Source organism: Streptomyces misionensis (assembly GCF_007896895.1).
In the GTDB taxonomy this organism is placed as follows: domain Bacteria; phylum Actinomycetota; class Actinomycetes; order Streptomycetales; family Streptomycetaceae; genus Streptomyces; species Streptomyces misionensis_A.
On record NZ_VOGW01000099.1, the window covers coordinates 1 to 9,455 of the forward strand.

6 protein-coding genes and 3 pseudogenes are annotated in these 9,455 nt (G+C 76.1%); 5 read left to right on the plus strand and 4 right to left on the minus strand.

Annotation, left to right across the window (positions count from 1 at the left end; all coding sequences use genetic code 11):
* Nucleotides 1-819, plus strand: a pseudogene (locus tag FRZ03_RS16730) (aminotransferase class I/II-fold pyridoxal phosphate-dependent enzyme); the annotation flags it as partial.
* Here the strand turns inward: FRZ03_RS16730 and FRZ03_RS16735 are convergent.
* Together FRZ03_RS16735 and FRZ03_RS16740 are read right to left on the minus strand one after the other, a co-directional pair.
* Nucleotides 701-1,645: a hypothetical protein gene (locus tag FRZ03_RS16735; RefSeq protein WP_261399179.1), complete on the minus strand. Its 945-nt coding sequence runs from the start codon at nt 1,643-1,645 to the stop codon at nt 701-703. The pseudogene FRZ03_RS16730 and the gene FRZ03_RS16735 sit on opposite strands and share 119 nt — an antisense overlap.
* 79 nt (nt 1,646-1,724) lie before the next feature.
* Nucleotides 1,725-2,207 (minus strand): hypothetical protein, encoded by a 483-nt coding sequence (locus FRZ03_RS16740; protein WP_146465963.1) that lies wholly within the window; start codon nt 2,205-2,207, stop codon nt 1,725-1,727.
* Nucleotides 2,208-2,338: 131 nt separating this feature from the next.
* Between FRZ03_RS16740 and FRZ03_RS16745 the strand changes: the two genes are divergently transcribed.
* From FRZ03_RS16745 to FRZ03_RS16755, 3 genes and pseudogenes are all read left to right on the plus strand, one after another.
* Nucleotides 2,339-3,559: a PP2C family protein-serine/threonine phosphatase gene (locus tag FRZ03_RS16745; protein ID WP_186785463.1), complete on the plus strand. Its 1,221-nt coding sequence runs from the start codon at nt 2,339-2,341 to the stop codon at nt 3,557-3,559.
* Between the two features lie 87 nt (nt 3,560-3,646).
* A pseudogene (locus FRZ03_RS16750) lies at nt 3,647-4,396 on the plus strand (hypothetical protein); the annotation flags it as partial.
* A 672-nt stretch (nt 4,397-5,068) separates the two neighbouring features.
* Nucleotides 5,069-5,584 (plus strand): annotated as a pseudogene (locus FRZ03_RS16755) (hypothetical protein); the annotation flags it as partial.
* Nucleotides 5,585-5,597: 13 nt separating this feature from the next.
* Here FRZ03_RS16755 and FRZ03_RS16760 read toward each other — a convergent pair.
* A complete protein-coding gene (locus tag FRZ03_RS16760) occupies nt 5,598-6,845 on the minus strand; it encodes an amidohydrolase (RefSeq protein WP_146465965.1) in 1,248 nt (415 codons plus the stop codon).
* A 405-nt stretch (nt 6,846-7,250) separates the two neighbouring features.
* Here FRZ03_RS16760 and FRZ03_RS16765 point away from each other — a divergent pair, with 405 nt between their 5' ends.
* On the plus strand, nt 7,251-8,597 hold the full coding sequence (locus FRZ03_RS16765) for a helix-turn-helix domain-containing protein (RefSeq protein ID WP_146466011.1): 1,347 nt from the start codon (nt 7,251-7,253) through the stop codon (nt 8,595-8,597).
* 7 nt (nt 8,598-8,604) lie between these two features.
* On the opposite strand, the gene FRZ03_RS16770 is transcribed toward FRZ03_RS16765, so the two are convergent.
* Nucleotides 8,605-9,390, minus strand: coding sequence for a hypothetical protein (locus FRZ03_RS16770; RefSeq protein WP_146465966.1), 786 nt, complete (start codon nt 9,388-9,390; stop codon nt 8,605-8,607).
* Between the last annotated feature and the right edge of the window lie 65 nt (nt 9,391-9,455).

Consider the following 9,455-nt stretch of genomic DNA (forward strand, 5'->3'; position numbering starts at 1 on the left):
GTGCGCGCCACCGCCCCCGACGGACAGCCCGGACACGCCCTGACCGAGGCGGCGGCCGGGGCCCCGCCCGTGAACCTGGAGCTGAACTACCCGGAGGCGGCGGGGCAGTCGGAGGTGCTGGCCCGGGCGCTCGCGCCGCTGCTGCGGCCGGACGCGCTCGGGGACGCGCTGCGGCCGGCCGGGGCCGCCGGGACGCCGGCCGCGCGGGAGGCGTTCGCCGCGCTGCTCGACGGGGGCGGGGTGCGGGCCGATCCGGCGCGGATCCTGTTCACCGGGAACGGCCGGCAGGCGATCGCCGCCACCCTCGCCTCCCTGGCCCGCCCCGGCGACCGGGTCGGGGTCGAGCCGCTCACGTACCCGCTGGTCAAGGAGATCGCCGCCCGGCTCGGGCTCAGTCTGGTGCCGCTCGCCATGGACGAGGAGGGCATCCGGCCGCAGTCCGTCGCCGCCGTCCACCGCACCGCGCCGCTGGCCGCCCTCTACCTCCAGCCGACCCTGCACAACCCGACCGCGCTGACCATGGGCGAGAGCCGGCGTGCCGAGCTGGCGGACGTCGTCCACAGGCTGGGGATACCGGTGGTCGAGGACCGGATCTGGTCCTTCCTGGAGCCGGGCCCGCACCGGATTCCCCCGCTGGCCGCGCTCGCCCCCGACCTCGTCCACCTCGTGGACGGGCTGTCCAAGCGGGTCGCGCCCGGTCTCACCGTCGGGTTCGTCGTCGGGCCGGCGGGACGGGGCGAGGCGGTGGCGCGGGCTCTGGAGACCCTCGCCACCGTCGCACGAGGCGGGCGGGGCGCAGGTTCCGGGTCAGCCAGGTGGTGAGGGCCACCGCGAGGCCGAGGCCGAGCAGCAGCCAGGAGACCGTGCGCAGGGTGCCGGTCAGCGCGTCGTAGACGGCACCGGCGGCCGGGCGGGGCACGTCGGCGGGCAGCCCGGCGAGGGTGAGGCGGCGGCCGATCGCCACGGCGAGACCGAGCAGTGCGCCGCCGAGTGCGGTGCCCAGCGCGGTCGCCGCGATGGCGCGGCGGCGGCGGACGGCCAGGGCGATCCCCGCGGCCGCGAAGGCCACGGCCGCGACCGGCAGCCAGAATCCGGCGACTTCGAGCACGTGGAACCCCTTTCGGAGCGACGTCAGTTCGTCGGCCGGGAGCACGGCGACAGTGGTGTGCTGCACCGGGATGCGGGCGGCGAGCGGTATGTGCTCGTCGCTGAGCTGCTGTTTGACCTGGGCGGTGACGGGGGCGAGATCGACGGTGACCGGCTCGGCGGCCGCGTCGTCGCGGTCGTCGCGCAGCGCCCGCAGCACCGCGTCGTGGGTGACCCGGTTGCCGGTGTCCCAGGCCAGCCGGAACGCCTCGGTCTGGGTGAAGGAACGCACGGCGTCGTGCACGAACGGGCGGACGGAGCCCCGCAGCGGGCCGACGTCGAGCCGGTGGTCCACCTCGTGGAGCAGGCTGTCCCCGACGGCGTTCGCGACGGCCTCCCGCACGTCCGGGTCGCTGGCGAGCGGGGCCATCGTGGTGACGTACCGGCCCGTGTCGGTGAGCCCGTACGCCGCCCAGACCGCCAGCGCGCCGAACGGCACGAGCAGGCAGGACAGGGTGATCAGTACGGCCGACAGGGCGCTCCTGAGGCGTTGCGGCACCCTTTCAGACAACGGCCGGCGGGGCCGGGACGCTACCGGGGGGCGCCCGTCCGGGCGACCGCCGCACGGGGGCGCGGCCTCAGCGGATCCGCCGTCCGAAGGCGTCCTCGCGTGTGTAGTACCGGTAGAAGAAGACGATGAAGGTGGCCGCCGCGATCAGCAGCGACATCAGCACGGTCCGGGCGACGGAATGGCCGGCCTGGCTGTACAGGAAGCCGAACGCGCAGCCGACGAACGCCGTCCACAGCAGCGCGTGCACCTCCCTAATCATCCGTGGGGCCAGCGCCAGCAGGGCGATGCACAGCACGGCGAAGACGAGGAAGCTGGCGAAGGCGAGCAGCAGGTTCCAGCCGGTGACCGGGCCGCCGGAGCGGTTCATCTCCGCGACCCAGAAGCCGTAGATCAGGCCCAGCACCACCGGGACCGCGATCCGGCCGATCCGGTGGGTGCGGGCGTCGAAGACATCGGGGGTACGGCGCTGGTCGGGGGAGGTGGCGGCCTGCACCTCGGGCGCCGGGGCGCGCCGGGGGATGCCACCGGGTGCGGGTGCCGCATGGGTCATGTGAGCACTCCTCTCTCCTCGCCCCCGTTCGCCTTCCAATGCACACCTGTGCGCCCGCCCCGGCAACTCGGACGGCGCAGCAACCGGCGTGTTTGTCGTCCGAACCTGGAGACTCGGCCGGTGTGAACCGGATGACGTACCAGCGGCACCGCCCGCGGCGGATCTGCGGACAGGGTTACGCCTGGCTGCTGCCGTCGCTGCTGCTCGCCGGCATCGTGCTGCTGGACTTCAACACCGGCGCGGAGTACCGGTTCGTCTCCTGGACCGTGCTGGTGCCCGGCATCGCCGCCGCGATCTGCGGGGTGCGCACCACGGCCTGCTTCTGCGTGGTGTCGCTGGTGGCGTACGTGCTGGTGGACCACGCCTGGCCGGACCAGTACAGGGCGGGCTTCGCCGACTTCGTGCTGGTCGCGCTCGGCGGTGCGCTGGCCACGGTGGTCTCGGCCATGCGGGTGCGGCAGGAGCGGCACGCGTTGCGCATGGAGGACGTCGCGGCGGCCACCGTACGGGCCGTGCTGCGCCCGCTGCCCGAGCGCTGGGCGGGCCTCGAACAAGCGGGCGCGTACTTCCCCGCGGACGTGGAGGCGCAGGTCGGGGGCGATTTCTACGACATCCAGCCCGGGCCGTACGGCACCAGGGTGCTGGTCGGGGACGTCCAGGGCAAGGGGACGGGCGCGGTGGAGGCGGCCGCCGCGCTGCTCGGCGGCTTCCGGGAGGCGGGCTACTACGAGAAGGATCTCGAGACGGTCGCCGAGCGGCTGGAGATCCGGATGCTGAGGCTCCGCATCCACACCACCGCGATCGGCCGCCGAGACGGGGACCGGTTCGCCACCGCGGTGCTGGTCGCCTTCTCCCGGGACGCCCCCGACACGGTCGAGATCGTCAACTTCGGGCACGAGGCGCCGCTCGCGGTCGGCCCGCGCGGGGTGCGCGAGCTGTCCTGCGGGGAAGGGCTGCCGGTCGGCCTGTGCGACCTGGTCGGCGGGCTGCCGCCGGTGCACCAGGTGCCGCTGGCCGAGGACGAGACGCTGCTGCTGTACACGGACGGGGTGACCGAGGCCCGGGACGGCCACGGCGTGTTCTACGACCTGGTCGGCGACGTCGCCGAAGCGATCATCGCCGATCCGCGCTGCGCCGAGCCCGAGCGCCTGGTCCGCCGCGTCCACGAGGGTGTCCGGCGGCACAGCAGGGGCGTGCTGGCCGACGACACCACGATCTTCGCGGTGCGCCGCCTCCCGGTCGGCGACGAAGGACCGCGGACGGCGGTGTTCCCGGGGTGGGACAGCGGGAGATGGCTGCCGGACCGGGTGTGGGCGGGCGACGACCCGGAACGGGGAAGTTCGGCGTCCTGAGGCGCGTCGGGGTGGTCGCAGCGGTTACGGTGCTGGCGGGAGAGAGCGGATCCACAGGGACCGCAGGGCCTTACAGGGGGAGGGACCATGCCCGGAACCGTGCTGCTGCTCGCGGCCGCGCCGCTGGGCCGGGGACGCCTGGTGGACGCGGCCTCCGTGCTGCCGGTGCTGGCCGCCGTCGCCCCCGCCGTGCTGTCCGGCACCGACACCGCCAACGTCGTGGAACTCGCGGACCCGGTGGACCCGCAGGGCGTGCTGACCCGGCTGCGGGCCGCGGCGGCGGCGCCGGGGCCGCTCACCGTGTACCTCACCGGCCAGCTGCACCTGGACCGCCGTCAGCGGCTGCCGCATCTCGCGCTGGCCCGCACCACCCCGGCCACGGTCCGCTACACCGCGCTGCCCTGGCACTGGATCCGCGAGGAGCTGCGGCTGCGGCCGCCCGGGCGGACCGCGGTCCTGCTGGACCTGCACGCGGACCCGGAGGTCTGGCGGCACCTGCACGAACAGCCGCTGGACGCGGGCCGTACGGCCGCGGTCTACGGCCGTGTCGCACCGCCGCCCGGACGCCGGGGGCCGGCCGAGCCGACGTACATGAAGACGGTCGCCACCCTGCTGCGCAGCGGTCACCGCCCGCCGCTGGACGAACTCCACCACCAGGCCCTCGCGCGCATCGCGGAGGAGACCCCCACCAACATCGTCCTGGGGCCGCCCCAGGTCGCCCCGTACGCCGGTCCCGGCGACCTCGGTCTCGGCGCGCCCCCGGGCGCCGCCGCGGCCGACCCGGCGTGGACGGAGCCCGCCGTGCCGTCCGGTGGGTTCGGGGCGCCGGCGGATGCCGGGCACCTGGGCGGGTACGTCGGTCTCGGGACGGCGCCGGATGCGAACGCCTCGGTGGGTGACGCCGTGCGGCCGGAGCCGGGCGTGGAGCCCGCCGTGCCGTCCGGTGGGTTCGGGGCGCCGGCGGATGCCGGGCACCTGGGCGGGTACGTCGGTCTCGGGACGGCGCCGGATGCGAACGCCTCGGTGGGTGACGGCGTGCGGCCCGAGCCTGGCATGGGGCCCGGCGCGCCGTCCGACGCCGGGCACCCCGGCGGGTACGCGGGGACCGGCGCGATCCCGGGGCCGCGGGTGGAGGTGGCCGATGCCGCGCGGTTCGGCGGCTCCGGCGAGACCCCGGACACCGCCCGGCAGGGACCCGGAGTGGAGGAGGACTCGCACGCCGGTGGCGCCGCCGGACGGTCCACCGCCTCCCTCGTCCCGCGGGCCGCCGCCCGGCCGGACGGCTCCGGCGCGGCTGCCGGTCCCGGGCGCTCGGCCGGGGACCCGGGCGGGCATCCCGGGAGCGATGCGGCCCCGGACGCGGACGCGGACACGGCCGACGCGGCGCGACCCGGCGGCTTCGTCGGCTCCGGTGCGCAGGGGGACCGGGGTGCGGACCCCGCGGCTCCCGGGGCGGGCGCCGACCCGGAGGTGGCGGGACCCGCCTCCCGTGCCGGTACGGACCCCGGCGCGGACGATGGTGGCTCCGGCGCGTTCGGGGGGCCGGCGGACGGGCCTGTGCCCCCCGTGCCGCGGGTGTCCGGGGACGGGCTCCCGGAAGCCGGGGGCGATCCGCACGCCGCCATCAGTACCGCCGTGCGGGACGGGCGGCACGAGGAGGCCGACGGGATCGCGGCGCGGCTTCAGGAGGCGGCCGTGGAGGAGCACGGGCCGGCGTCCGAGGACGCGTTGCACTGGGCCGAGGTGCGCGCCGACCTGGCGATGTTCGCGGGGGACGCGGGGCGCAGCTGCCGGGGCTGGATGACGGTGGCCGAGACCAGGCTCGCGGCGGGGCAGGCCCCCGACGCGCCCGCCGTGGAGGCCGCCGTCGACCGGGCGCACCACCAGTGGGGCCGTATCGACGACACCGCGCAGGCCCGTGAACTCGGGCCCGCGCTCGCCGAGTTGCGCGCCCGGGTGCCCGGGCGCCGGCAGGGCGCGCTGGAGGACGTGCGGCGTCAGCTGCGGGAATTGCAGCGGACCTGAACCGCCCGGTGGCTCACGCCGGCGACAGCAGCGCCAGGGCTCCGGACACCAGCGTCCGCACGCCCGGGGCGACCGTGGCCGGGTCGGGGGCGAAGTGGGGGCTGTGGTTGCTGGGGACGGCCGCGAGCTTCTCGGCGAGGGTGTCGCCGGGCGAGCGGTCCCAGACGTCGGCGGGCGTCGTGGTGACGAACCAGTACGAGTAGGGGATGGCGCTGTTCAGCGAGAGCTCCGGGAAGTCCTCGCTGCCCATCGCCGGGCCCGGGTCGAAGACCGTGCCCGCGCCGAAGACCTCGCCGTGCACGGCGGCGACCGTCCGGTCGGTGTCCGCGTCGTTCACGGTCACCGGGAAGGTGTTGCCGAGGGTGACGTCGGGCTCGCGGGGGCAGCCCGCGGCCAGGCACTCGCCCTGCGCGATGCGCCGGATCGCGGCCAGCATCCGCTGCCGTACCGCCTCGGACTGGGTGCGCAGGTTGAGCGCGATGCGCGCCTCGCCGGGGATGATGTTGTGCCGGGTGCCCGCCTCGATCCGGCCCACCGTCAGCACCGCGGACTCGCCCGCCGCGACCTCCCGGGAGACCACCGTCTGCAACCGGGTGACGAGGTAGGCCGCGGTCACCACCGGGTCCACCGTCGCCTCCGGCCGCGAGCCGTGCCCGCCCTTGCCGTGGACGACGATGTCCACGTCGGTCGCGGCGGACATGATCAGGCCCGGCGCGTGCGGGTACAGCCCCGCCGGACCCGGCGCGGCGTGCTGCCCGAGCAGCACGTCGGGCCGCCCGAAGCGCTCGTACAGACCGTCCGCCAGCATCCGCTGGGCGCCCTGCCCGGTCTCCTCGGCCGGCTGCCCCACCACCAGCAGGGTGCCGCGCCAGGTGTCCCGCCCCCGCGCCAGCGCGGCGGCGGCCCCGGCCAGCCAGGTGACGTGCAGGTCGTGGCCGCACGCGTGCATCACCCCGTCCGTGGCGGAGGCGTACGGCAGCCCGGTCGCCTCCGGGACCGGCAGCGCGTCCATGTCGGCGCGCAGCAGCACGGTCGGGCCGTCACCGTTGGCCAGCCGGCCGACGACCCCGGTGCCGCCGACGCCCTCGGCCGTCTCGAACCCGGCGTCCGTCAGCCGCTCGGCCAGCTTGCCGGCGGTGCGGTGTTCGCGCAGGGACAGTTCGGGGTGGCGGTGCAGATCGCGGTAGAGGTCCTCGAGGCCGGCGACCGGGAGGTCGGAGGTGAGGTCCAGCGCGGTGCGGGCGGCGGCAGAGGTGGTCATGCGGGCAGGGTAGGGCCTGTCTTCCGGATCAGGGCGGCTCGGGGCGACGGAACCTTCCAGACGACCCCGGCCGGATCCGGAAGACCGGCCCTGAGGCGGGTCCCGCCGTTTTCGGCACCGGTGGGTCAGGGAGAGGACGCCGGCGCGGTGGCCTGCGCGGCGGGGGCCGCCGGTGGTGTGGCACGGGCGGGGCAGGCGTTGGCCGCGAGGATCAGGGAGGTGGCGGCGACCACGGCGGCGGCGACGGCCCTGCGCGCGGGGGAATTCCCGCGGGAACCGGGTGTACGTCCGGACACGGCGACCTCACAACACGACAGCGGCGTATTAAGCAGGTTTAACCCGCCGTTTAACCTAGAGGCAGTGGGAGCCGAACAGCAAGGCAGACAGGGGGAGTTGGGGGTGCCGGTGGTACGGGAAAGGGACGATCCGGGAACGGTGGGACGACGGGTGCAGCGGTTGCGCGCCCAGCGCGGGCTCACCCAGCGGCAACTGGCCGAGCCGGCCTACACCCCGGCGTACATCTCCACCCTGGAGGCGGGCCGGGTGCGCGCCTCCGACGAGGCGCTGCGGCACATCGCGGACCGGCTCGGCGTGAGCTTCGAGGAACTGGCGCTGGGCCGCCCCGCGCACCTCGCCACGCACCTGCGGCTGCGGCTGACCGAGGCGCAGCGGATGCTGGCGGACGGCCGGGCCGAGGAGGCGGCGGCACGCTACACGGACCTGCTGGCCGAGGCGGCGGCGCACGCGCTCGTCCCCGAACAGGCCGCCGCACTGCTGGGCCTCGGTGAATGCGCCCTGGAGACGGGCGCTTTGACGGATGCCCGGGCCCACTTCGAGCGGGCCGAGGAGCAGCTCGCCGACGCCTCCCCGGCGGCCCGTGTCCCCGCGGTGCGCGGCCGCGCGGTCGCCCACTACCTGGCCGGCGAACTCCGTTACGCCGTCTACCTGCTGGAGACCACCCTCGACGAACTCAACCGGGGCGGCCTGCACGACCCGGACGCGCTGCTGCTCCTGTACGCCAGCGCCATCGGCCCCTATCTGGACATGGGCGCGCACGCCCGCGCCGCCCAGGCCGCCGAGTACGCCCTCGCGCTCGCCCCGCGCGCCGGCGACCCGGCGCTGATCGCCCGCATGCACCGCTCGGTGGCCCGCACCCTGCTCGCCGAGGGCCGCGTCGCCGAGGCCGACGCCTCCCTCGCCAAGGCGGGTGAGCTGTACCGCCAGCTCAGCCTGCGCACCGAGCTGGCGCACTGCCACTGGATGCGCGGTTACGTCCACGCGCAGAACAACCAACTCGAAGCGGCCGAAGCCGAGTTGCGGCAGGCGCTGGACATGCTGTCGCAGACCCGGGCCGCCCTGTACCGCAGCCAGGCCGCGGTGGAACTCGCCGATGTGCTGCACCGGCGCGGCCGGTCCGCGGATGCCGCGGAGCTGCTGGAGGGGGTGCTGGGCGACTTCTCCTCCGAGCGCGGCGCCGTGCACGCCGCCGCCGCGCACCGGCTGCTCGGCATCATCGCCGAGGACGCCCGCGACACCGAGTCCGCCGAGGAGCACTACGTGCGCGCCCTCAGCCTCCTGGAGCGCGCGGGAGCCGCCGGCGACCTGGCCGACCTCTGCCGCCTCCTCGGCGACCTGCTGCGCCGTACCGGACGCGTCGAGGCCGCCCTGGACGCCTACCGCACCGGGCTCGGCCACCGCGCCGCCCCGGGCACCACGACCCTGGGCCCCGCGCCGGCGCAGCCGCCGCTCTGATCCCGGCCTACACCTCCGCCCGGCCCTCCTTGCGCACCTGCGCCAGCCGCAGCGCCCCCACCTGGACGGCCGCCTGGGTGGCGTCGTTGGGGACGTCGGCGAGGCCGCCGTTGGTGAGGGCGAAGGCGTCATTGCCGACGCGGACGGCGGCGACGTCGAGGGTGAGGTGGATCTCCTGGTCGTCGGCGGTGGTGGCGGCCAGGGTGATGTGCAGGCCCTGGCGGGCGTCGCCCACCTCGGGCAGGGCGAGTTCGCCGACCCGGACGTCCTCCTGGGTGTCCTGCTGGGTGGTGGCCGTGAACCGGGCGCACCGCTGCGGCATCGTACGCAGCCAGGCCAGCGCGGCGTCCACGTCGGACGGGCGGCGGGCGCCGATCTGGTAGCGCAGCTGGGCGTCGGTGTCGGCGTCGTCCAGGCCGACGGCGGCGCGGGCCGGGGCGCCGAGCAACCGGTCGGTGTAGAGGGCGTCGAGGAGTTTCTGGCAGTCGCCGGCCGAGGTGTTCGCCTTGAGCAGCCCGTCCCGCCAGGTCGCCGCGCCGCGGGTCGCGGCCCAGGGGGCGCCGAGGTCGGACTGGGTGAGCAGCGCGGACTGCGCCTGGCCCTCGGTGAGCGCGGCGCCGTCGGGCCGGGCCGGGGCGTTGCCGCCGCGGGCGGGGCGGTCGATCGTGGGGAGGGGCTGCGGCGCGGTCGCCGGCTGTTTCAGGGTCAGGGCCGCGCAGCCGCCGACGCCGAGCAGGCCGGCGCCTATGAGGCAGGTCAGGAGGCGTCCGTGCGGTCGTATGCCGTCGTACATCGCGGTGCCTCCCGGTGCTGGTGCCTGCTCCCACGGCACCACCGCCCCGGGCGCCCCACCAGCGC